At 63.7% G+C, this 22,293-nt stretch carries 24 protein-coding genes and 1 pseudogene; 9 read left to right on the top strand and 16 right to left on the bottom strand.

Going from position 1 to position 22,293, the window contains the following annotated elements:
- Positions 1–3 precede the first annotated feature (3 nt).
- The 6 genes from IVA96_RS25870 to IVA96_RS25895 all read right to left on the bottom strand — a co-directional run bounded on the left by IVA96_RS25870 (position 4) and on the right by IVA96_RS25895 (position 5,465).
- Positions 4–648 carry a DUF47 domain-containing protein gene (locus IVA96_RS25870; RefSeq protein ID WP_247281656.1) on the bottom strand — a complete coding sequence of 215 codons (645 nt, stop codon included), beginning with the start codon at positions 646–648 and terminating at the stop codon, positions 4–6.
- 158 nt (positions 649–806) lie between these two features.
- Positions 807–1,775 carry a branched-chain amino acid ABC transporter permease gene (locus IVA96_RS25875; RefSeq protein ID WP_247420078.1) on the bottom strand — a complete coding sequence of 323 codons (969 nt, stop codon included), beginning with the start codon at positions 1,773–1,775 and terminating at the stop codon, positions 807–809.
- Between the two features lies 1 nt (position 1,776).
- Positions 1,777–2,640, bottom strand: a complete 864-nt coding sequence (locus IVA96_RS25880; RefSeq protein WP_247281658.1) for a branched-chain amino acid ABC transporter permease — start codon at positions 2,638–2,640, stop codon at positions 1,777–1,779.
- A 74-nt stretch (positions 2,641–2,714) separates the two neighbouring features.
- On the bottom strand, positions 2,715–3,935 hold the full coding sequence (locus tag IVA96_RS25885; protein ID WP_247420080.1) for an ABC transporter substrate-binding protein: 1,221 nt from the start codon (positions 3,933–3,935) through the stop codon (positions 2,715–2,717).
- 35 nt (positions 3,936–3,970) lie between these two features.
- On the bottom strand, positions 3,971–4,717 hold the full coding sequence (locus IVA96_RS25890) for an ABC transporter ATP-binding protein (RefSeq protein WP_247281660.1): 747 nt from the start codon (positions 4,715–4,717) through the stop codon (positions 3,971–3,973).
- Entirely contained in the window at positions 4,710–5,465 is a 756-nt protein-coding gene (locus IVA96_RS25895; protein ID WP_247420082.1) for an ABC transporter ATP-binding protein, read from the bottom strand. The genes IVA96_RS25890 and IVA96_RS25895 overlap by 8 nt, the downstream gene beginning before the upstream one ends.
- 351 nt (positions 5,466–5,816) lie before the next feature.
- Between IVA96_RS25895 and IVA96_RS25900 the strand changes: the two genes are divergently transcribed.
- Positions 5,817–6,464, top strand: a complete 648-nt coding sequence (locus IVA96_RS25900; RefSeq protein ID WP_247420084.1) for a hypothetical protein — start codon at positions 5,817–5,819, stop codon at positions 6,462–6,464.
- On the opposite strand, the gene IVA96_RS25905 is transcribed toward IVA96_RS25900, so the two are convergent.
- Positions 6,461–6,835: an ArsC family reductase gene (locus IVA96_RS25905; RefSeq protein WP_247281689.1), complete on the bottom strand. Its 375-nt coding sequence runs from the start codon at positions 6,833–6,835 to the stop codon at positions 6,461–6,463. The genes IVA96_RS25900 and IVA96_RS25905 overlap by 4 nt on opposite strands.
- Positions 6,836–6,936: 101 nt before the next feature.
- On the opposite strand from IVA96_RS25905, the gene IVA96_RS25910 reads away from it, so the two are divergent.
- From IVA96_RS25910 to IVA96_RS25920, 3 genes are all read left to right on the top strand, one after another.
- Complete coding sequence (locus IVA96_RS25910) at positions 6,937–7,308, top strand: tRNA-binding protein (protein ID WP_247281662.1); 372 nt, start codon at positions 6,937–6,939, stop codon at positions 7,306–7,308.
- Between the two features lie 219 nt (positions 7,309–7,527).
- Positions 7,528–8,160: a TetR/AcrR family transcriptional regulator gene (locus tag IVA96_RS25915; RefSeq protein WP_247420086.1), complete on the top strand. Its 633-nt coding sequence runs from the start codon at positions 7,528–7,530 to the stop codon at positions 8,158–8,160.
- Positions 8,161–8,163: 3 nt separating this feature from the next.
- Positions 8,164–9,030 (top strand): sulfite exporter TauE/SafE family protein, encoded by an 867-nt coding sequence (locus IVA96_RS25920; RefSeq protein WP_247420088.1) that lies wholly within the window; start codon positions 8,164–8,166, stop codon positions 9,028–9,030.
- Here IVA96_RS25920 and IVA96_RS25925 read toward each other — a convergent pair.
- The 3 genes and pseudogenes from IVA96_RS25925 to IVA96_RS25935 form a co-directional block, all read right to left on the bottom strand.
- On the bottom strand, positions 8,948–9,652 hold the full coding sequence (locus IVA96_RS25925) for a glutathione S-transferase N-terminal domain-containing protein (RefSeq protein ID WP_247420090.1): 705 nt from the start codon (positions 9,650–9,652) through the stop codon (positions 8,948–8,950). The genes IVA96_RS25920 and IVA96_RS25925 overlap by 83 nt on opposite strands.
- 312 nt (positions 9,653–9,964) lie before the next feature.
- Entirely contained in the window at positions 9,965–10,207 is a 243-nt protein-coding gene (locus tag IVA96_RS25930; RefSeq protein ID WP_247420092.1) for a hypothetical protein, read from the bottom strand.
- Positions 10,208–10,274: 67 nt separating this feature from the next.
- A pseudogene (locus IVA96_RS25935) lies at positions 10,275–10,917 on the bottom strand (DUF429 domain-containing protein).
- 463 nt (positions 10,918–11,380) lie between these two features.
- Here IVA96_RS25935 and IVA96_RS25940 point away from each other — a divergent pair.
- Positions 11,381–12,721, top strand: coding sequence for an RtcB family protein (locus tag IVA96_RS25940; protein ID WP_247420095.1), 1,341 nt, complete (start codon positions 11,381–11,383; stop codon positions 12,719–12,721).
- A gap of 74 nt (positions 12,722–12,795) precedes the next feature.
- Here the strand turns inward: IVA96_RS25940 and IVA96_RS25945 are convergent, their stop codons facing one another.
- The 4 genes from IVA96_RS25945 to IVA96_RS25960 form a co-directional block, all read right to left on the bottom strand.
- The gene (locus tag IVA96_RS25945) at positions 12,796–13,983 is read right to left on the bottom strand and encodes a serine hydrolase domain-containing protein (RefSeq protein WP_247420098.1); all 1,188 of its coding nucleotides are present in this window, start codon (positions 13,981–13,983) and stop codon (positions 12,796–12,798) included.
- 69 nt (positions 13,984–14,052) lie between these two features.
- Entirely contained in the window at positions 14,053–14,745 is a 693-nt protein-coding gene (locus tag IVA96_RS25950) for a GNAT family N-acetyltransferase (RefSeq protein ID WP_247281671.1), read from the bottom strand.
- 4 nt (positions 14,746–14,749) lie between these two features.
- A complete protein-coding gene (locus tag IVA96_RS25955; RefSeq protein WP_247420102.1) occupies positions 14,750–15,097 on the bottom strand; it encodes a Lin0512 family protein in 348 nt (115 codons plus the stop codon).
- A gap of 178 nt (positions 15,098–15,275) precedes the next feature.
- Positions 15,276–16,940 (bottom strand): acetolactate synthase large subunit, encoded by a 1,665-nt coding sequence (locus IVA96_RS25960; protein WP_247420105.1) that lies wholly within the window; start codon positions 16,938–16,940, stop codon positions 15,276–15,278.
- A gap of 387 nt (positions 16,941–17,327) precedes the next feature.
- Here IVA96_RS25960 and IVA96_RS25965 point away from each other — a divergent pair, with 387 nt between their 5' ends.
- Together IVA96_RS25965 and IVA96_RS25970 are read left to right on the top strand one after the other, a co-directional pair.
- The gene (locus IVA96_RS25965) at positions 17,328–18,200 is read left to right on the top strand and encodes a bifunctional helix-turn-helix transcriptional regulator/GNAT family N-acetyltransferase (protein ID WP_247420107.1); all 873 of its coding nucleotides are present in this window, start codon (positions 17,328–17,330) and stop codon (positions 18,198–18,200) included.
- Between the two features lie 57 nt (positions 18,201–18,257).
- A complete protein-coding gene (locus IVA96_RS25970; RefSeq protein WP_247420109.1) occupies positions 18,258–18,644 on the top strand; it encodes an ester cyclase in 387 nt (128 codons plus the stop codon).
- Positions 18,645–18,665: 21 nt separating this feature from the next.
- On the opposite strand, the gene IVA96_RS25975 is transcribed toward IVA96_RS25970, so the two are convergent.
- Entirely contained in the window at positions 18,666–19,886 is a 1,221-nt protein-coding gene (locus tag IVA96_RS25975; RefSeq protein WP_247420110.1) for an MFS transporter, read from the bottom strand.
- 380 nt (positions 19,887–20,266) lie between these two features.
- Here IVA96_RS25975 and IVA96_RS25980 point away from each other — a divergent pair, with 380 nt between their 5' ends.
- Both IVA96_RS25980 and IVA96_RS25985 read left to right on the top strand, forming a co-directional pair.
- A complete protein-coding gene (locus IVA96_RS25980) occupies positions 20,267–20,728 on the top strand; it encodes a cupin domain-containing protein (RefSeq protein ID WP_247420111.1) in 462 nt (153 codons plus the stop codon).
- Between the two features lie 52 nt (positions 20,729–20,780).
- On the top strand, positions 20,781–21,278 hold the full coding sequence (locus IVA96_RS25985; RefSeq protein ID WP_247420112.1) for a peptide deformylase: 498 nt from the start codon (positions 20,781–20,783) through the stop codon (positions 21,276–21,278).
- A 108-nt stretch (positions 21,279–21,386) separates the two neighbouring features.
- On the opposite strand, the gene IVA96_RS25990 is transcribed toward IVA96_RS25985, so the two are convergent.
- Entirely contained in the window at positions 21,387–22,268 is an 882-nt protein-coding gene (locus tag IVA96_RS25990) for an AraC family transcriptional regulator (RefSeq protein WP_247281678.1), read from the bottom strand.
- Positions 22,269–22,293 lie beyond the last annotated feature (25 nt).

A 22,293-nucleotide genomic window follows, 5' to 3' on the forward strand; every position in this document is an offset into this window, starting at 1 on the left:
GCGTTACACTTGCTCGATCACGATGCTGTTGATCTCGTTGGCGACGTCGTCGAAACGGTCGGCCACCTTCTCGAGATGGTCGTAGATCTCTGCGCCGACGATGAAATCCATCGCGTTGCCCGCGCGATGCTTGAGGAACAGCTCCTTCAGCCCGATGTCATGGAGGTCGTCGACGCGGCCCTCCAGCTTGCCCAGCTCTTCGGTGATCGCCGTCAGCATGGCGACGTTCGGGCCGATCGACTGCATCAGCGGCAGCGCGCGCCCGACCAGATTGGCGCATTCGATCAGAAGCCCGCCGATCTCGCGCATCGGCGGCTCGAAGGCGCGGACCTCGAACAGCATCACGGCTTTCGCCGTCTGCTGCATCTGGTCGATGGCGTCGTCCATCGAGGTGATCAGGTTCTTGATGTCGCCGCGGTCGAACGGAGTGATGAAGGTGCGGCGCACCGCCGTCAGCACTTCGCGGGTGATGTTGTCGGCGTCGTTCTCGAACTGGTTGACGCGCTGGCAATAGACCGGCGTTTCCTCGCCCCCGTTGAGCATGCTCTGGAGCGCGATCGAGCCCTGGATCACGGTCTGGGCATGACGGTCGAACAGGTCGAAGAACCGTTCCTCCTTGGGCAGGAAAGCACGAAACCATCGCATCATGGGGATAGGCTACCGGTTGGAAAAATGGCCTGGCCCGAATGGGCCGTCATGAAACTGTCATAGACCATTTTCGATCCACGCGCGTGTCATCTCACGCCCGCGGCGCCGGATCATCCACCGCTTTCGAGCGACCGGTAAACCGATTTTAAATCAGCTACTTAGAGCGATCGCCGGAAGTAATGCGCGATTTCGCCGATGACCCCGCGGCGGAAGGTAAGCACGCAGATCACGAAGATCGCGCCTTGGATCACCGTCACCCATTGGCCGAAGCCCGCCAGATATTGCTGCATGGCGATGATCACGAAGGCGCCGATCACGGGACCGAAGATGGTTCCGAGACCGCCGACCAGCGTCATCAGGACGACCTCGCCCGACATCGACCAGTGCACGTCGGTGAGCGAGGCGTTCTGCGCCACGAACACTTTCAGCGCACCGGCAAAGCCGGCCAGCGTGCCCGACAGGATGAAGGCCAGGAACTTGTACTGGTCGGTACGGTAGCCGAGCGAGATCGCCCGCGGCTCATTCTCGCGGATCGCCTTCAGGACCTCGCCGAACGGCGAGTTGATGATGCGGAAGATCAAGAGGAAGCCGGCGAGGAAGCCGACCAGCACGACATAGTAGAGCACGGTCGGCTTGGACAGATCGAGCACACCGAACATGTACCCTTGTGGAATGCCCTGGATGCCATCCTCGCCATGGGTGAACGGCGCCTGCAGGTAGATGAAATAAAGAAGCTGCGACAGCGCCAGCGTGATCATCGAGAAATAGATGCCCTGGCGACGGATCGAGATGTAGCCGGTCACGATCGACAGGACGAACGCGGCGGCGACGCCGACGAGGATGCCGAGCTCGGGCGGAAGCGCCCACACCTTCAGCGCATGTGCGCTGCAGTAGCCGGCAGTCCCCAGGAACATCGCGTGCCCGAACGACAGCAGGCCGCCATAGCCGACCAGCAGATTGAAGGCGCAGGCGAGCAGCGCAAAGCACAGCGCCTGCATCACGAAGAACGGATAGACTCCTGTGAACGGCACCGACGCCAAGAGCAGCGCCATCACTACGAACACGATCATCTCGTCGCGCACCGTGCGCGGGGTTACCGGCAGCGTGTCGTCCGTCAAGGCTGTCATATCAGGCCGCCCTTCCCGTCAATCCCGTTGGCTTCACCAAGAGCACCAGCACCATCAGCACGAACACGACGGTGTTGGAGGCCTCGGGGTAGAAATATTTGGTCAGGCCCTCGATCACACCGAGCGCAAAGCCGGTGATGATCGAGCCCATGATCGATCCCATGCCGCCGATCACGACTACCGCGAACACGACGATGATGAGGTCGGCGCCCATCAGCGGCCGCACCTGGTTGATCGGCGCCGAGAGCACGCCGGCGAGCGCGGCAAGGCCGACGCCGAGACCATAGGTCAGCGTGATCATGCGCGGCACGTTGACGCCGAAGGCGCGCACCAGCGTCGGGTTCTCGGTGGCGGCACGCAGGTAAGCGCCGAGCCGCGTCTTCTCGATTAGGAACCAGGTCGCAAGGCACACCACCAGGGAGAACACGACCACCCAGCCGCGATAGACGGGCAGGAACATGAAGCCGAGGTTCATGCCGCCCTTGAGCTGGTCCGGAATGGCGTAAGGCAGGCCGGAGGAGCCGAAATAGTTCTGGAACACGCCCTGCACGATCAGCGCGATGCCGAAGGTCAGGAGCAGGCCGTAGAGGTGGTCGAGCCCGGTCAGCCATTGCAGCATGGTCCGCTCCAGGATCATGCCGAAAATGCCGACGATGATGGGCGCCAGCAGCAACGCCCACCAATAATTGATGCCGCCGAGGTTCAGCAGGAAATAGGCGACGAAGGCGCCCATCATGTAGAGCGCGCCGTGGGCGAAATTGATGATGTTGAGCATGCCGAAGATCACGGCAAGCCCGAGACTGAGCAGCGCGTAGAACGAGCCGTTGATCAGTCCCACCAGTAGCTGAGCGTAAAGAGCCTGCATCGATCCCGCACCCGGTCCCTTCGGCGTTCCCTTAAAAAGTCGCCCGCAAGCCTGATGGCCTGCGGGCCGTCATCTTACTTCTTCAAGAGCGCGCACTTGCTCTCGGACAGCGGCGTAAAGGCCTGATCGCCCGGCACCGTGCCGACCAGCTTGTAGAAGTCCCACGGTCCCTTGGACTCCGAGGGCTTCTTCACCTCGAATAGATAGGCGTTGTGAATGGTGCGGCCGTTGGGCTGGATCTCGCCCTTGCCGAACAGATCGTCCTCGGTCGGCATCGACTTCATCTTCTCGACCACCTTGACGCCGTCATGCGGATTGCCGCCGAGCGCTTCGAGGGCCTTGAGATAGTGCCGCACGCCCGCATAGACGCCGGCCTGCACCATGGTCGGCGGCGCATTGTTCTTCATCTTCTCGGCGAAGCGCTTGGAGAACGCCCGGGTCTGGTCGTTCATGTCCCAATAGAACGTCTCGGTGAAGTTGAGGCCCTGCGCCGTCTCGAGGCCGATCGCCTTGACGTCGGTGAGGAAGAGCAGCAGCGCCGCCAGCTTCTGACCGCCCTTGACGATGCCGAACTCGGCCGCCTGCTTGATGGTGTTGGTGGTGTCGCCGCCGGCATTGGCCAGGCCGATGATCTTGGCCTTGGAGGCCTGCGCCTGAAGCAGGAACGAGGAGAAGTCCGGCGTGTTCAGCGGATGCTTGACGCCGCCGACCACCTTGCCGCCGTTGGCGGTGATGACCGCCGTGGTGTCGCGCTCGAGCGCCGCGCCGAAGGCGTAATCCGCGGTCAGGAAGAACCAGGTGTCGCCGCCGGCCTTGACCAGCGCCTGGCCGGTGGTGTGGGCCAGCATGTAAGTGTCGTAGGTCCAGTGCACGGTATTGGGCGAGCACTGCGCGTTGGAGAGGTCCGAGGTCGCCGCACCGGAATTGATATAGACGCCGTTCTTTTCCTTGATGACGTTGTTGACGGCGAGCGCGACGCCCGAGTTCGGCACGTCGACGATGACGTCGACCTTGTCCACGTCGAACCATTGCCGCGCGATCGCAGTGCCGATGTCGGGCTTGTTCTGGTGATCGCCCGAGATGATGTCGATCTTCCAGCCCTTCGCCGCGAGGCCAGAATCCTCAACGGCCATCTGCGCGGCAAGCGTCGAGCCCGGCCCGCCGAGATCGGCGTAGAGGCCGGACTGATCGGATAGCGCGCCGATCTTGACGGTCTTGTCCTGCGCGGACGCGACACCTGTTGCGAAGGTGAGCGCGGTGGTCAGCAGCAATGACGCAATCGACCTGGTCTTCATGCAACTTTCCTTTTTGAATTTTTTCGTTGGCAGTTCTAGACACCCAAATAGGTGTGGAGCTTGTCCATGTTGGCGGCAAGCTCCGCATTGGAAAATCCGTCGATGATCTTGCCGTGCTCGACCACGTAATAGCGGTCGGCGACAGTGGATGCGAAACGGAAGTTCTGCTCGACGAGAAGGATGGTGAAGCCTTCCTTCTTGAGCCGCGCAATGGTGTGGCCGATCTGCTGGATGATGACGGGCGCAAGGCCCTCCGTCGGCTCGTCCAGCATCAGGAAGCTCGCGCCAGTGCGCAGGATGCGCGCGATCGCCAGCATCTGCTGCTCACCGCCCGAAAGCTTGGTGCCCTGGCTGTTGAGCCGCTCCTTCAGGTTCGGGAACAGGTCGAAGATCTGATCGAGCGGCAGCCCGCCTTCGCGGACCACCGGGGGCAGCAGCAAATTCTCCCGCACGTCGAGACTGGAGAATATGCCCCGCTCCTCGGGGCAGAAGGCGATACCCATCCGCGCGATCTTGTCGGAGGTCGCGCGGATGATGTCCTGATTGTTGAACTTCACCGAGCCGGTTCGCTTGCCGATGATGCCCATGATCGATTTCAACGTGGTCGTCTTGCCGGCGCCGTTGCGCCCGAGCAGGGTGACGACCTCGCCCGCATTCACGTCGAAGTTGATCCCGTGCAGGATGTGGGACTCGCCGTACCAAGCTTCCAGGTTGCGGACTTGAAGGATGTTTCCGCCGGTCGCGGCCTTTGCCGGAGCCTCGGCGATCGCAGTGTCAGGCATGACCGGCTCCCAGATAGGCTTCCTTGACGCGCTCGTCCTTGGTGAGCTCGGAGTAATGGCCCTGCGCGAGCACCTGCCCGCGCGTCAGCACGGTGATGATGTCGGAGAGATTGGCCACGACGCTCAAATTATGCTCGACCATCAGGATGGTATATTTCGCGGAGATGCGCTTGATCAGCGCCGCGATCTTGTCGATGTCCTCGTGACCCATGCCGGCCATCGGCTCGTCCAGCAGCATCATCTCGGGGTCGAGCGCGAGCGTGGTTGCGATCTCCAGTGCGCGCTTGCGTCCGTAGGGCATCTCGACCGCCGGCGTATTGGCAAACTCGCTGAGGCCGACATCGTTCAACAGCTCGCGCGCGCGATCGTTGAAGCAGTTGAGCACGGATTTGGAGCGCCAGAAGTCGAACGAAGAGCCGTGCTGGCGCTGAAGGGCGACGCGGACGTTCTCCAGCGCGGTGAGATGCGGAAAAACCGCCGAAATCTGGAACGAGCGAACCAAGCCCATGCGCGCCACGTCGGCCGGCGCCATCGCAGTAATGTCCTGTCCCTTGTACAGGATCTTTCCGGCAGACGGTTTGAGGAACTTGGTCAAAAGATTGAAGCACGTCGTCTTGCCGGCCCCGTTCGGACCGATCAACGCATGAATGCTCCCACGGCGAACCTTGAGCGCAACGTCGCGGACGGCGAAGAAGCCCGCGAACTCCTTGGTCAAGCCTTCCGTTTCGAGAATGAACTCATCGGCCAAACAGATTTCCCCCTGCCCGCGCGACGCGCTGGCCGCGCGTGGCTGTCCTTGTTGCTTCGGCTTTCCGGAGGCCTTGGAGCCCCTCCGGAACGCCGCCTCCGGGCGCGGAATATGCCGGAGGTGACGGGGGTTAGGCAAGGCGGAAAGCTGAGCAGATCAGGCCTCCGGCTGGGATACAAATGCTCCCTTAGTCGGAGATGTTTTGATGTCGTGCCTGCCCGGCCTCCCGGTTCGCAAGGCACCGGTCGTCAAGCCGTCGTTAACGGTCTTTCGTCTCCCGCGCCAGCCTTCATAGAAAATTTTCCCGCGGCATGGATCATGTGCGGGTTTTGACATGCCGGGAATATTGTTTTGGATTTCGCAAGCGCCGCGCCCTCCGTCGTCAAGTCGATCAGGCAGCGTGATCTCCTGAACACGTGGCTGCGACTTTATGCGCGCCAGCAGGTCGCACCGGCGATCTGGGAGTACCAGCCCGCGCGGCTCGAGGAAGAGCTGTCCGATCTCATCTATTACACGGTAGACAATTCGACGCCGACGCCGCACCTGATCATCCAGAGCGAAGGCACGCGCATCTCGCGCGCCTATGGCCACAGCGGCAAAGGCACCCTGCTGCACGACTATGTCGGACCGCGGCTCGCGCCCTTCGTGATGCCCCTCTATCACGAATGCGTTGCGCGCGGGCTTCCGATCTACAGCGTTGCCGACATCGACGACATCTACGGTCGCATCGTCGCCTACGAACGGCTGTTGCTGCCGTTCCTGACCGAGGACAAGGTCAGCCACATCATCGCGTCGGTGAAGACCTTCTGCGAGGACGGCGGCTTCGAGATCAAGAATCTGATGCGCGGAAATGACGCGCCGCCGCGTCCGAGACTGCGCGTCGTGATCGACCGCGACCTCTTTCATCGCGCGCCTGGTCGCATCGCAGCAGCCGACGTGGTCGAGATCGCCGACCAGTCCGGCCCAAGCGTCACCGCCGAGACCATCGAACTGAATTAGCGCGCCTTGGCTTCAGCGTTCTTGGCGCCGACTTCCTTGGCATAGATATCGGGCTTGAATCCGACCAGCAGCTTGCCGCCAATTTCCAGCACCGGCCGCTTGATCATCGATGGTTGCGCTAGCATCAACGCCAGCGCCTTCTTCTCGCCGAGCCCTTCCTTGTCGGAATCGGGGAGCTTTTTGAAAGTCGTGCCGGCGCGATTGAGCAACGTCTCCCAGCCGACCTTTTCGCTCCATTGCTTGAGCTTGTCCTTCTCGACTCCCGCCGTCTTGTAGTCGTGAAACTCGTAAGGCACGCCATGGCTGTCGAGCCAGGTGCGCGCCTTTTTCATGGTGTCGCAGTTCTTGATGCCGTAGATGATGTTGGGCAAGTCGTCCTCGCGCATGCGTCGCATGGTGACCGCAGCGTTGTACGAAACTCCGGTTCGCGCGACAATATTGCGAACGACGCCATTTGCCGAACGGATGGACTATGCACGTCACTCACGACCCCGCGGCCGCCGCCTCGCCGGCCATCGACTTCAACAGCTTCCTCGCGGTCGATATCCGCGTCGGCACCATCGTCGACGCCAAGCCGTTTCCGGAGGCGCGCAAGCCGGCCTTTCGGCTATGGATCGACTTCGGCCCTGCGATCGGCGTCCGCAAGAGCTCGGCGCAGATCACCGAAAATCATCCGCTCGAGACGCTGGTGGGGCTGCAGGTCGCGGCCGTCGTCAATTTCCCGCCGCGCCAGATCGGCCCGGTCGTATCCGAGGTGTTGACCCTCGGTTTCCCCGATGCTGCCGGCAAGGTCGTGCTGGTGCAGCCGAGCAAGCCCGTGCCCAACGGCGGACGGCTGTTCTAGCGGCACCCCGAGCCAAGAGCCGCCCCGCCGCCGCTGGCAGGGCGCGTCAGCCACTTCACCGGCTTGTCTCCCGGTCCGGCGCCGGCAGGTCTTGACCTCGCTGCCGCTCTGCTTTAAAAATGACTGATCGATCGTTTTTTATGTAGATCACCGAGAATTTGTCCGTCGCTGACAAACCTCCAAAGTGATCAATCTGTCAGTTATTTATGGACTGAGCCGATGCCCAAGATCAGCGACAAGAAGCGCGAAGGCCGGCGGCAGCAGATCCTCGAAGCGGCCCTCGCCTGCTTTGCCGAGAACGGTTTTCACCAGACCGGCATGGCCGATATCGTCAAGCGATCGGGCTTGAGCCATGGCGCGGTCTATCTCTATTTCCAGAGCAAGGACGATCTGATCGAAGCGCTCGCGGACGACCGGCATCGCCGTGAGGCCGTGCTCAACTCGGTCGCTCAAGGATCGGGCGATCCGATCGAAAGGCTGCACGCGCTGGTCCGCGTCTACGCGCAATGGCTTACCGATCCCGCCGGCGAGCCCCGCCGCCGTGTCGGCATTCATGGCTGGGCCGAAGCGCTGCGCAACCGCCGCGTCCGCAGCAGCGTCGTCGAAGGCATCGACATGCCGCGCGCGATGATCGTGGCGCTGGTCGAGCGCGGCCAGCATGACGGACTCATCAAGCGCGACCTCGGCGCCGAGGCGATCGCGCGCGTGCTGATCGCGATTTTCCAGGGTTTTGTGCTGCAACAATGCTGGGGCGAGGATTTTGACGTCGACGCCTGCATGATGGCCGTTGACAGCGTGGTCGACGGCCTGCGCACGACCAAGGCGGACGTCAAGCGACGAACCAGGACATGAACGATGACCTGGATATATGAACTCCTCGCCGGCGCCGGCGTCGGTCTGGTCGCCGGATTGGCATCGGGCTTCTCGGGCAGGAGCCCCGGCGGCGGCCTCGTCATCTTCTCCGTGCTGTTGCTCGGCGCCGAGCAGCACGTCGCCCAGGGCACATCTCTGATCGCACAAGTGCCGCCGACGGGCCTTGCGGGCGTACGCCGCTACTGGCAGAGCGGCAACCGCAGCCCGCTGCAATGGATCGTCTGGATCGGCATCGGATTTCTCATCGGCGGCGCCAGCGGTAGTTATGCTGCGGCCGCCACGCCCGACACAGTGCTGCAATGGACCTACGTCATCTATCTCGTCGCGCTGATCGCGGCGCTGGCGCTACGCCGCGACCGCAAGGACGGCGAGAGCAAGGCCGGCGATCCCGCCGAATTGCAGTGGCTCCCTCTGCTGCTTATCGGCGTGCTCGCGGGCTTTTCGTCCGGCTTCATGGGCATCGGCGGCGGCCTCGCGATCACCGTCGGCCTCGCCGCGGGCCTGCGCGTACCGCAGCATCAGGCACAACTCGTCAGCCTCATCTTCTCGGTGATCCCGACCAACAGTCCGGCAGCCTGGATTTACTGGAGCAAGGGACTGATGGTCAGCTGGCCGGCCATCATCGGCATTCTGGCCGGCCTCTGGATCGGCACCGATCTCGGCGCACGCATGGCCAATGGCGTCAGCAAATCGGTGCTGCGCCGGACCATGATCGCCCTCGTCGCGCTGATGGCGCTCTACATGACGTACAAGGCGCTGGCTAGCCTCACGGCCGTTTCGGAATATTCAGCCCGCGCTGCACCGCCGGACGCGCGAGACCTCGTTCAAGCCAAGCGCCGACCGATTTGAACTGGCTGAACTCGACGAGATCGCCTGCGCCGTAGAAGCCGATGAGATTACGCACCCAGCCGAGCATCGAGATGTCGGCGATGGTGTAATCGTCATCCATGAACCAGTGACGGCCGGCGAGTTGCGTCTCCATCACGCCGAGCAAGCGCTTGGACTCGCTCACGTAGCGTTCGAGTGGCCGCTTGTCCTCGAAATCCTTGCCGGCAAATTTGTGGAAAAATCCCACCTGGCCGAACATCGGCCCGATGCCGCCCATCTGGAAGTGCACCCATTGGATGGTCCGATAGCGGCGTGCGGCGTCTTCCGGCAGAAGCTTGCCGGTCTTCTCGGCGAGGTATTGCAGGATCGCCCCGGATTCGAACAGCGGCAGCGGCCTGCCGCCCGGGCCGTTCGGATCGAGGATCGCCGGGATCTTGCCGTTCGGATTGAGCGAGAGGAATTCGGTCGTCTTCTGGTCGTCCTTGCCGAAATCGACGAGGTGGACTTCGTAAGGCAATCCAATTTCCTCCAGCATGATCGAGACCTTGACGCCGTTCGGCGTCGGCAAGGAATAGAGCTGGAGCAGTTCGGGATGTTTCGCCGGCCAACGCTTGGTGATGGGAAAGGCGGATAGATCGGACATCGGACCTGTGGTGCATGGACTGAGGCGTGCACAATCTAAGCAGGACGCCGTCCGGCGCAAGTCACGATTCGTCCCGGCGAACCCGCGCTTATGGCGGCAGCGTTGCGAGCGCCACGATCGGAATCATTGCTTCATGTTGCAATCGGTACTCGATGAACCGTTGGCCCGTGATCAACAGCAGGGCCGTAAAGGCAACCGCGAGCATCGCGGTCGCCAATTGGCAGGTGTCATACATAGTTATCTTGTCCCTCAGCAGCCTTTGGCTTCAACGTCGGCTCAGGAACCATGTTCCTTGGCCGCTTGAAAATATTGCTACTTTTTCCCGGTCATCGAGACAAAGCCCCTTGCGCTGTTCCAAGCGCCCGCGCAGGGACCATTAAGCCTTCCAAGCGTTATCGCCGGATGAGCATCGAGAAGCGCGCCCTGCTGGACCATGCTGAGCGGTGCCGCCGCGTCGCCGGCGATCTCGCACATAGCGAAGCTGCCCGGCGGCTGCAGTCCATGGCCGAGGAGTACGAACAGAGAGCAGCAAGGCTGGACGACGATGGCGTTCATCTGAAGCAGAGTTATCCTCGCCGGCGCTACACGGGAGACGGAAGCGATCGCGAGGGCTAAGGAGGGCTCAATAGTTGATCTTCATTCTCAGGCCTCGCGGATCGATCTCGTCGTCGCCGACACGTTGCGTGCTCTCGCGCGCCGCGACCGCGCAGGCGCAGGCATCGATCAGATCGTCACGGCCGATGCCGGTGCGATAGCGAAGCGTCAGCCATGTCTCGATCTTGGTGAAGCCCCGGTCTCTCAGCAGAGCAATACGCTGCGCTTGACCACGCGATGACGTCTTCGGCTCAAGCCGAACTCGTCCGGCCAGATTCCAGAAGATCAATTCAGGATGGGCCTCGCCGATCGTCGGTTGCCGCGCCGGCGCCATGGCATCGTCGACCTCCTTGAGCTTGTCTCTGATGTTCCAGAGCTGCGCCGATACGCCCCTGCCCTTGCCCTCCTGCTCCCAGTAATAGCGATTCGCCGCAGCCATATCCGGGAACGTCCACAGGTCGCGGCGCGCGCCGAGAAACACGGCAGGGCCGATCAATTCGCGCGCACGCAGATCGCAAGCGCGATAGCCGCTCGGATTCAAGCCGATCGGCATGTCGATCATCGCGCGCGCATGCGGCAACGCGAGCAGGCGCGTCAGGATCGCCGCGCTCATCGATCCAGGCAGCGACCCAGCCGAAGCGAAATCCATCGAGACCGAGATAGGTTGGCACTCATTCGTCCATGTCTTGCGTCCATATCTTGCAATTTCACACGCGCCGTTGCTTGACAACCGCGGGTTGCCTCCCGCGGCCTCGCGAGCACTTCCGTTCGCGACCGACAACATGAACCGAGCGATGCTGTACCGCTACGAAAGATTTGCGCGACTGTCGAACGGCCTTCGGCCAATCCGATGTCGCATGCCCGGCTCATCGGAGCGATCTTGCCTAACCGCAAGATCGACAGTCCGCTTCTCACGGACCCTCCCGAGCCTGCCGCTCCGGAGGGTTTTTTGTTGCCCGCGGCGCTTCTCCGAAGCCTCGGTTGCGTGGATCACTACCTCGAAGACGGCGTTGAATTGATGCGAAACGACAACGAATCCGGACGCGGGACTGCGCCTGGAACCAGCGAAATCTCTGACAGGAGCCGCGCGTCCACTCTGTGGTGCGCGCAGGAAGTGAAGCAGGAATCACGGCCATGCGACGATCCGATCCCTACATGGAACGCGCCCGCGAGCTCTGCCTCGCCGCCGGTATCGATCCCGACTCGCGCGTCGGCGAAGGACGCGGCCAGCCGGCCTGGTGCTCGTACCGCGACGCCGCGCGCAAGGAGCATCTCGCCCGCGAAGCCAACACCGCCGCGAGCGAGATCGCGAAGCTGCGCCCGCAGGAGGCGCGCTTCCAGAATGCGCCGCTGAAGATCTTCGGTCCGCATGAGGAGGCGACCGTGGCGCAGATGCGCAACTGCATGGCGGTCGGCAATGTCGTATCCGGCGTGATCTGCGCCGACGGCCATCTCGGTTATGCCCAGCCGGTCGGCGGCGTCATCGCCTATGAGAAGCAGATCAGCATCTCCGGCGTCGGCTTCGACATCGGCTGCGGCAACATGGCCGCAAAGCTCGACACGCGCTTCGACGATATCGTCGACATCGTGCCCACGATCATCCGCGACGTCGCCAAGACGATCTCGTTCGGTGTCGGCCGCGCCAATGCCGAGCGGGCCGAGCACGCGCTGTTCGACGACGGCCATGCCTGGCGCGAGAGCGACATGGAGGCCTATCGTCAGAAGGCGGCGAGCCAGCTCGGCACGGTCGGATCGGGCAACCACTATGTCGACCTCATGCGCGACGAGGAAGGCTTTGTTTGGGTCGGTGTCCACTTCGGAAGCCGCGGCCTCGGGCACACCTCCGCGACGCGCTATCTCAAGGCCGCCGGCGGCAAGGATGGCATGAACGTGCCGCCTGCCGTGGTCGACGAGGAGTCCGAGCTCGGCCGCCGCTACATCGCGGCGATGCAGCTCGCCGGACGTTACGCCTATGCGGGCCGCGAGTGGGTCGTCGAGCGCGTTCGCCGGATCATCGGCGGCAGCGTGACCGAGAGCGTGCACAACCACCACAACTACGCCTGGCGCGAGACCCACGACGGCCGTGATTTGTGGGTGGTGCGCAAGGGCGCGACGCCGGCGTTTCCCGGCCAGAAGGGATTCGTCGGCGGCTCGATGGGTGATGACGCCGTCATCCTCGAGGGCGTCGACAGCCCCGAAGCCAAGGCCTCGCTGTACTCGACCGTGCACGGCGCCGGCCGCCTGTTCGGACGAAGGGAGGCGAAGCGGCGCTTCTCACGCGCGGAGATGGACCGATGGCTGAGCGAGCGCGGAGTCACCCTTGTTGGTGCCGACCTCGATGAAAGCCCGATGGCCTATCGCCGCCTGCCGGACGTGCTGGCGCAGCACGCCGGCACCGTGCGGGTGCTGCACACGCTGCGGCCGTTCGCCGTCGCCATGGCCGGCGAAGGCGAGTTCGATCCGTGGAAGGACTGACGAGGACGGGCGGGAGGCAACGCCTCCAGCTCACCTTGTATCTGGCACAGCCGACGAGCCAGGCCGAACTCTCGTCATGTCGCGCCGACCGCCTGATATGCCAGGCGCTTGAACTCGAAGAAGAAGGGATTCCAGAACCCCATGTAGCGCTGGGCCATCAGCACGCCGGCGGTGTTGGCGTCAGGGCAGATCCACCAATGGGTGCCTGCAAGCCCGCCCCACTGGAATTCACCAGTCGAGTTCGGAGGATCAAACGGCGTCGGCGCGAAGGTGACGGCGCCACCGAGGCCAAAGCCCTTGCCGGGGATCGGCCCGAGATTGGCGAAGCGGATGGTCTGGCCAACGGGCAGCTGGTTCGTCATCATCTGCCGCAGCGTCTCCGGCTTCAGCAGCGCATCAGAACCGGGCAGCAACGCGCGCACCAGCGCCAGCATGTCGGGCAAGGTCGAGACCAGACCGCCGCCGCCGGACAGTCGCGGCAACGGCCGCCGATAAGCCTGCGGATAAGGCAGATGGTCGGCCCGCGTGAGGCCGGGCTTCATGGGATCGAGCACATCAGCGCCGTTATAGAGTGCGACCAGCCTGCCCTGCTGCGCTTCCGGCACATAGAAGCCTGTATCGGTCATGCCGAGCGGATCGAAGATGCGCGCTTTGAGGAAAGCGTCGAGCCGCTGGCCGGAGACGACCTCGACGACGTGGCCGAGCACGTCGGTCGCCACCGAATATTCCCAGCCGGTGCCGGGATGATAGGACAAGGGCAGATCGGCAAGCCGGTCGATCATGTCGGCGAGCGGCGTCAGCGGATTGAGCACGCGCGCCTCGTTGTAGCCTTTGAACAGCACCGTGCCCGGATCGAAGATGCCGTAGCTGAGCCCGGACGTGTGGGTCAGCAGCTGTCGGATCGTGATCGGGCCCCTCGCCGGCTCGACATCGGCAAGGCTCGCAGCCCCCGGCTTCAACACCGTGCGATGGCCGAGCTGCGGCAGAAATTTCTCGACGGGATCATCGAGCCCGACGCGGCCTTCCTCGACCAGCAGCATGATGGCGCAGGTGACGAAGATCTTTGTATTGGAAAATGCACGAAAAATGTGGTCGGGCCGAAGCGCGGTGTTGGCCTCGCAGTCGGCAAAGCCGACGCATTGCTGGTCGACGACATCGCGCCCCCGCAGCACAGCCCAAGATGCACCGGGGATGATCTCCTGATCGACGTAGCGCTGCATCGCCGTCCGCGCGGCGGAAAAATCAGGTGTCCTGGCGTCCATGTGTTTCCCCAAATTATGGTTGGGAACGATATAGCGCGAATTCGCCGGATATGAAGCCCGCGGCGCAGCTCATTCCTGCTTCATCAGCGCCGTCACGTGCAGGCGACGGCGAATCCGCATGCCCTGCCGCTGATAGAGCGCGATGGCGGACGCGTTGTTCGAAAATACGTGCAGGAAAGGAATTTCGCCGCGCGCCTCGATCTGCCGCGCGACCGCCGCGAGCAGCGCCTGCGCATAGCCGCGGCCGCGATGATCAGGATGCACGCACACGGCCGTCATTTCCGTGAAATTGCCTGGCTTCATCCGCTCGCCGGCCATGGCAACCAGCTCGCCGCCGGCACGGATGCCGAAGAACGTCCCCAGTTCGTGCGTGCGCAGCGCGAACGGGCCCGGCTTGGTCAGCTCTGTCAGCGCCATCATGGCGGGCACGTCGGCGGGTCCCAGCGTGACGATCTCGGCATCGCGGAGCGGGCTGTCGGCGGGCGATCCGATCATCTGCTCGCCGGTCTCGGCGAGCACGACCTTGAAGCCGGCGGGCACGTCCACCGGCTCCGGCGTAAACAGCGCAGCTACTTGCGATCCCGTCATGAGATCACCGAGCGCAGCAAAGCTTGCTGCGGACAGGTCGATCATGTCGGCAAACGGCGTCATGTCCACGGGATAGCGCAGCGCCCGCGGGCCGCCTTCGGCCAGATGCTTCTGGCGCGTTGTCAGAGCGCTCCAGATCGGACGATCCAGCAGCGCCATATCGCTGTCGGACACCGGCCTAATCCTTGTCGAAGCTCACGATCACGGCCGCATTGGCGATGAGGATGGGGTCGTTGGCCACTTCCGTGGCGGAGGGAATCTCCAGCCCGCCCTTGACTGCGTTGACGGTCACTGTGCCGTAAGGCAGCTCCTTGGCGACGGCTTCCTTGTCGACGGCTTCCGGATTGGGCACGGCGATCGTGACGTCGACAAACATGTCGTTCGCGGTCTTCCCGATCATCCGGAAAAAGCCGAGGCTCGAATGCCTGATCGCGTCCGACACCGCACGTTTCGCCGCCTTGGTGGCATCCCTGCCGTGGATGTCGACGCCCATGCCCATCTCGGTGACACAACGAACCCGGGTCATTTCATATTCCTGTGGTTGGTTGGATGTTGCCGCAAGTTGTTATCGCATTCGGGCTGGTCGGCATACCCCGTCATTGCGAGGAGCGAAGCGACGAAGCAATCCAGACTGCCTCTGCGGAACGGCTCTGGATTGCTTCGCTGCGCTCGCAATGACGGGTGTGGCGAAGTGTCGAACACACTTACGCCTTTGACTTTTCATGCGCCCGCAGCTCGTCGACCAGCACCCGCACGTTCTCCGAATAATCGATCGGAATCGAGACAAGGTGCACGCCGCCCTCCTTGAAGGCTGCCTCCAGCGTCGGGCCGAAGCTGTCGATGCTCACGATGCGATGCCCCTTGGCGCCGTAGGCCTTGGCATAGACGACAAAGTCAGGGTTTCCAAAGGTCATGCCGTAATCGGCAAAATGATCTACCGCCTGCTTCCAGCGGATCATGCCGTAGGCGTTGTCCTCGAGCACCAGCACGACGAGATTGAGCTTGAGACGGACGGCAGTCTCCAGCTCCTGGCTGTTCATCATGAAGCCGCCATCGCCGGCAACCGCGAGCACACGGCGGTCCGGATGGAGCATCGCGGCCATCATTGCCGACGGCAGGCCGGCACCCATCGTCGCCAGCGCATTGTCGAGCAGCAGCGTGTTGGCAACGCGAGTGCGGTAGTTGCGCGCGAACCAGATCTTGTACATACCGTTGTCGAGCGCGACGATGCCGTTCTCCGGAATCACCTGGCGGATGTCGTGCACGATCCGCTGCGGTGTCGGCGGCCAGCGCGCCTCGGTGGCGCGATCGGCGATGTGCCTGAGAATCTCTTCGCGTAGCGGCAAAAGCGCCGCCGCCTGCGGCAGCTTGCCTTCGAGCCGGTCGGCGAGCAGCTCCAGGCTCGGGCCGACGTCGCCGACGACCTCGGCGTCTGGAAAATAGACCAGCTCCACGCTCGCCGGTGTATAGCTCACGTGAATCACCTTCGGCCCCGCCGGCCCCATGATGAAGGGTGGCTTCTCGATGGGGTCGTGGCCGATCGCGACGATCAGGTCGGCGGCATCGATCGCGTCATGAACGTAGTCGCGTTCGGACAGCGCGGCGGTCCCCATATAGAGGTTGGTGCCGCCGGGCACGGTGCCCTTGCCCATCTGCGTGGTGAAGAAGGGAATGCCGGTCCGCCGCACGAAGCTTGCGATGCCATGCGTCGACCGCGGCCGGCTGGTCGCCGCGCCCATCATCACCAGCGGACGCTTTGCAGCCAGGATCATCTCGGCGGCACGGTCGAGCGCGGCACGATGGGCGACCGGAATTTCGATCGGATGGACCGGGATCACCGGGACGGCGGATACTTCGTCGCCCGCGATATCTTCTGGCAATTCGAGATGAACCGGCCCGGGCCGTTCTTCCATCGCGACGCGAAAGGCGTCGCGCACCACGGTCGGGATGCTGGAGGCGCTGACGATCTGCCGCGACAGCTTCGTCAGCGGCTTCATGGTCGCGACCACGTCGACGATCTGGAAGCGCGCCTGCCGGCTGCTCATGATCGGCTTCTGACCGGTGATCAGGATCATCGGCATCGCACCGAGATGTGCATAGGCCGCGCCGGTGGACAGATTGAGTGCGCCGGGTCCAAGCGTCGATAGACACACGCCGGGCCTGCCGGTCAGCCGCCCATGCGTGGCAGCCATGAAGGCTGCGGCCTGCTCGTGGCGCGTCAGGATCAGCTCGATCCTGGAGGTGCGGAGCGATTCGACGAGATCGAGATTCTCCTCACCGGGGACACCGAAGATGCGGTCGACGCCCTCGTTCTCCAGCGCGGCGACAAACAGGTCCGATCCTTTGACTTTGTGGTCCTGTCCGCTCATGTGGTCTCCGCTTGCTGTACGTCCCACGCTCCGGGAGCGGCCGCATGGTAGCGGCTCGCAGCACGGGCACAACTCACAAAGAGGCGCGCGAGAGCTCCAGTCTCGTCATTGCGCGCAGCGAAGCAATCCAGAGTCGCTCCCGGATCCATTTCTGCACTGCTTCGCTGCGCTCGCACTGAGAGAGTGTGGAGCGACAGCATCCACCTCTCGCGTGTCCCGGCCGCGGTGCGGCACGCGTGACCGGCGGCTCGCGCGGCATCGCCGCGGCGATCTCCGGTCGGTGGCGCAAGGGAAGCGCGGTTGCGATCAATTGTGCGCCTATGCGAGGACCTCCTGGCATGCCCAAAGCGATTGACAGCAGGATATACCTGACTAAAGTCAGACATCATGCTCGACCCCGTCTCCCGCGTCCGCCGCTTCAACCGCGCCGTCACTTCCGCTGTCGGTGCGCTGGATACCTCGTTCCTGGGCCGCGGCCGGCCGCTTGGCGCGGCGCGGGTGCTCAACGCGATCGGCCACGGCCGCTCGGACGTGGCGGAGATCCGCGACCATCTCGGTCTCGATTCCGGGCTGATGAGCCGGCTGCTTCGCAGCCTCGAGGACGAAGGGCTGATCGAGACCAATGCACGCGAAGACGATGCGCGCCGGCGCATGGCAAAGCTCACGCGCGCGGGCCGGCGCGAGTTCGCAGCCTATGAGGCGCTGTCGAACGCGCAGGCGGGCGGCATCCTCGCGCAACACTCGCAAGCCGAGGCGCTGCTGGCGGCGATGGACCTGATCGCCTCCGCGCTGACGCGCGAGCGTGTCAGACTGGACGAGATGGACCCGCAAAGCGCGGAGGCCCGCTATTGCCTCGGCGAGTACTATGCCGAGCTCGGGCGCCGCTTCAAGCAGGGCTTCGACGTGTCGCGCTCGCGTGATCCCGATGCCAAGGACATGCGCCGGCCGCGCGGCACGTTCATCGTTGCGATCTCGGACACGCTGCCGATTGGCTGCGTCAGGCTGAAGGGCACCGATCACGGCTATGCGGAGATCAAGCGGCTGTGGGTGGCGCCCGCCGCGCGCGGGTTGCGGCTCGGCCGCCGCCTGATGGATGCGACCGAGGATGCTGCGCGCGAGCTCGGCATCAGGCTGCTGCGGCTGGACACCAACAGCGCGCTGCCCGAGGCCGGCCAGCTCTACCGCAGCACCGGTTGGCGCGAGATTCCTCGCTTCAATGACGATCCCTATCCCGATCTGTTCTTCGAAAAGCGGCTGTGACGCCGCGAGGCGAATTCGCCTCCTGCTGCGTTATCCTTGCAGCATGGGAGCTTCACGATGAACAGCGCCGACCTCGCCGACCGCTATCGCAATTACATCGCCTGCCTGAACCGGCAGGACTGGCCGGGCCTCGGCCAGTTCGTGCATGACGATGTCGTCCGCAACGGCCGCCCGCTCGGCCTGTCTGGCTATCGTGCGATGTTGGAGCAGGACTTTCGCGACATCCCGGATCTGCGTTTCAACATCGCGCTGCTCATCTCAGATCCGCCCACCATCGCCTGCCGGCTGGCATTCGACTGCACGCCGGCCGGACAATTCCTGGGGCTCGAGGTGAACGGCAGGCGCGTGTCCTTTTGCGAGCACGTCTTCTACGCGTTTCACAATGGAAGGATCCGGCAGGTCTGGTCGGTGATCGACAAGGCGGCGATCGAGGCGCAGCTCTGATGCTGCGCCTCGATCATGAACTTATGCCGGCGCCGCTGCCACCTCGCCTTGCGGCTTTGCGAACGGGCGGAACGTCATTGCCATCAGGAACGCCCCGAGACCCATCGCCCAGGAGGCGATATAGAGCCAGGCATAGCTCGAGAACGCGTCGTAGATCAGGCCGCCGGCGAGCGGACCGGTTGCCATGCCGAGGCTGCCGGCCATCGCCGTGCCGCCGATCACCGTGCCCATCATCTTGAGCGGAAAGTTCTCGCGGATGAGGACGGCGTAGAGCGGCATGGTGCCGGCATAGATGAAGCCGAAGACGGCGCCGACCGCGTAGAACGTCGTGAGCTGATGCGCGAAGACGTAGGCGAGCGCACCGAACGCCTGGAGCAGGAGGCCCGAGACCAGCACGCGCTTGGCGCCAAAGCGGTCGCCGAGCACGCCGAAGGCGATGCGGCCGCCCAGGCCGGCAAAACCTTCGATGCTGTAGATCGTCACTGCCGCGACCAGCGGAATGCCGCAGCTCACGGCATAGCTGACGGTGTGGATGATCGGACCGGAGTGGGTGGCGCAGCAGAAGAAGTTGGTGGCGAGCAGGATCAAAAATTGCGGCGAGCGCAATGCCTCGCCCATCGACATCTCGCTTTGCCCGGCGCCCTCGCCCGCTGGTGCGGCGGCCGCGTGCGCGAGCGCCGGCGGACGGCGCACCAGCAACGAGACCGGGATCATGATGGCGCCGACCACCAGGGCGACAATCTGCATCGAGGTCCGCCAATCATGGCCGGAAACGAGCCAGGCCGCGAACGGCGCCATCGTCATCGGCGCCATGCCCATGCCGGCGGAGACCAGCGACACGGCGAGGCTGCGATGGGTCTCGAACCAGCCGGTCACGGTCGCCATCATCGGCGCGAAGATCGCCGCGCAGGCCGCCCCGACCAGGAGCCCGAACACGAACTGGAAAACGATCAGCGAGGTCGCATGGCTCGCGGCGAACAGGCTCAGCGCCAGCACGGTCGATCCCGTCAGCACCACCGGCCGCGGCCCAAATCGATCCGTCAGCGTGCCCCAGGCCATGCTGGTGAAGGCCATTGCCAGAAAGCCGATCGTCATCGCGCTGGAGATGCCGGTCACCGACCAGCCGGTGTCCTTCGCGATCGGCTGCAGGAACACCGGCAGCGAAAACATGCCGCCGATCGCAACGCAGCCGAGCAGGCCGCCGGCGGCGACGATCACCCAGCGATAGGGGGATTGGGTCATTTGGGTCTCCCGTTCAGGTCTGTCTTGCGTGGAAGACGAATGGGAACAGCCGGGGTCGACAAGCCGACGTAAAATTTTGCGGCACGTTTTGTGATCTGCCAGTAAAAGTCGCGAAAACAACCCCATGCACAGTAGCCGGGTGCTGCAAGATCAACGACTTAGGGTGCTTGCACCTCACGATGTGCGAACCGCGATTTGACACGTCGGGCAAAACAGCTGCACAATGGCATCATCCCGCTGATCCTGACCTGGTCCACGATTGCGATCGTGACCATTCGTCCGTCCGCTCTCCAGACGCTCGCCGCGCCGCGTGCGGCTGTGTCCGACGATGCGTCGCGATGTCTCCTCCATCGGCGCGCTGAAATGCAGGGAACCCATCCATGCCGAAGATCGACCTCGCCACGGTGCCGGCCCGTAAGGGCTCCGGGTATCCGGCGCCCTTCAGCACCCCATGCGCCGACCGCATCCGGCAGCGGCTCGGTGATGCCGGAGGCCTGTCGGATTTCGGCGTCAACCTGATGCGCCTGCCGCCGGGCGGTTGGTCGAGCCAGCGGCACTGGCATTCGCACGAGGACGAATTCGTCTATGTGCTGGAAGGCGAAGTGACGCTGATCGAGAACGACGGCGAAACCGTGCTGCGCGCGGGCGATTGCGCCGCCTTCCCCAAGGCAAGCGGCAACGGCCATCACATGATCAACAGATCGAAGGCGACGGCGGTCTATCTCGAAATCGGCTCGCGCTCGCAAGACGACCTCATCACCTGCTCCGACATCGACATGATGAGCCCGGCATCCGACGGCCGCTTCCTGCACAAGGACGGCACGCCGTATCCGGACGCGTGAAGCGGACGCAACGGGCGATGCTCCAATAATTGGCAAATGGTAGAAGCCCTGCATGACCATCCGCCCCCTCCTCCGCTACCCCGACCGCCGACTCGCGACGCCGGGGTGGCCCGTGACCGCGTTCGACGACGGCTTGCGCGAACTTGCGCACGACTTGCTCGACACGATGCGCGCCGCGCCGGGCATCGGCATCACCGCGCCGCATATCGGCGTGCCCTTGCGCGTCGTGGTGCTCGAGCTCAACGCCGGGGACGGCCCGCTCACCTATGTCAATCCGGTCATTGAATGGGCCTCGCCCGAGATGATCCTGCATCGCGAAGGCAGCGTCTCGATGCCCGGGGTCAACGACGAGGTCCAGCGCCACGCGCGCGTGCGGATCAGCTATCAGGACCTCGACGGCAACACACGAACCGAGGAATCGGACGGCCTGCGCGCGGTGTGCCACCAGCACGAGATCGACCAACTCGACGGGATGTTCTGGATTCAGCGGCTGTCGCGGCTGAAGCGGGAGCGACTGGTGAAACGGTTCGAGAAGATATCGCGAAGTTGAGGCGTCGCCGGGGCGGCGATGATGCTCATTCGCATGAAGAGTTATGGCCCGGCGGTCATGGATAACGGCCTGTCCGTTGCTCGCGATCCGCTGGGACAGGCCGAGGACCTATTTCAGCGGCAGAAAGAGCTCCGCGACCGTCTCATGCTCCGGCACCTCCGGGAAGAAGCTCAGCCGCTGGCAATAGATCGGGAAGTCGCGCGCTTCCTCGCCGCTGGCCGGAAGCCAGTCGCGATAAAGATAGAGCGCGGCGGGCTCCAGATTGTTGGTGTAGCCGACCACGCGCAGCACGGCGCAGCGGCCGCCGGGGATCTCGCCGGCCTTGATCCCTTCGCCATTGGCCACGATCGCCCGGTCGGTACCGACGCAAAGGTCCACGCTGTAGTCGGCGGGCGAGGCAGGACGCCGTTCGGAGCGCCAGACGTTGAAGGTCGGATTTGTCCTGGGGTGCAGGCCCGCTGCCTTGCGCCACGCGATGAAGCGCTGGAGGGTAGCTTGTAGCGTTGCCGGGTCGCCTCGATGCTCCATGATCGCCACCTTCGTGGTGGGCACATCGCGGATCGTCACGTCGTCACGGGTAAAGGTCGTCTGCATGAGCTTGCTCCTCGCGTTGTCGAGAGGCCCGAAGGCCGCAAGCCACGGTTCCCAGTCGGGAGATTTCCGGAACGACGACGGCGATTGCCCGAACCGTTGCCGAAAGGCGCGGGCGAAGGCGTCCGGTGCGTCGTAGCCGGCCTCGATCGCGATGTCCGTGACTCTCTGCGCGTCCGTGTAGGCGAGCTGATGCGAAGCGCGCTTCATGCGGGCGAGCTGGACATAGCGATGCACGGACAGCCCGAAGGTCGCCGAAAACTGCCGGTGGAAATGAAATTTCGAGAAGGCCGCAACACCGCTCAACGTGTCGAGGTCCAGATCATGGTCGAGATGCCGGTCGATATGGTCCAACACCCGTCGCATCCGGTCCTGATAGGTTTGCAGCGCCGCCTTCATCGTCCTTCCTCCGTGGCGGCTCCAG

It is taken from the genome of Bradyrhizobium sp. 159 (assembly GCF_023073795.1).
In the GTDB taxonomy this organism is placed as follows: domain Bacteria; phylum Pseudomonadota; class Alphaproteobacteria; order Rhizobiales; family Xanthobacteraceae; genus Bradyrhizobium.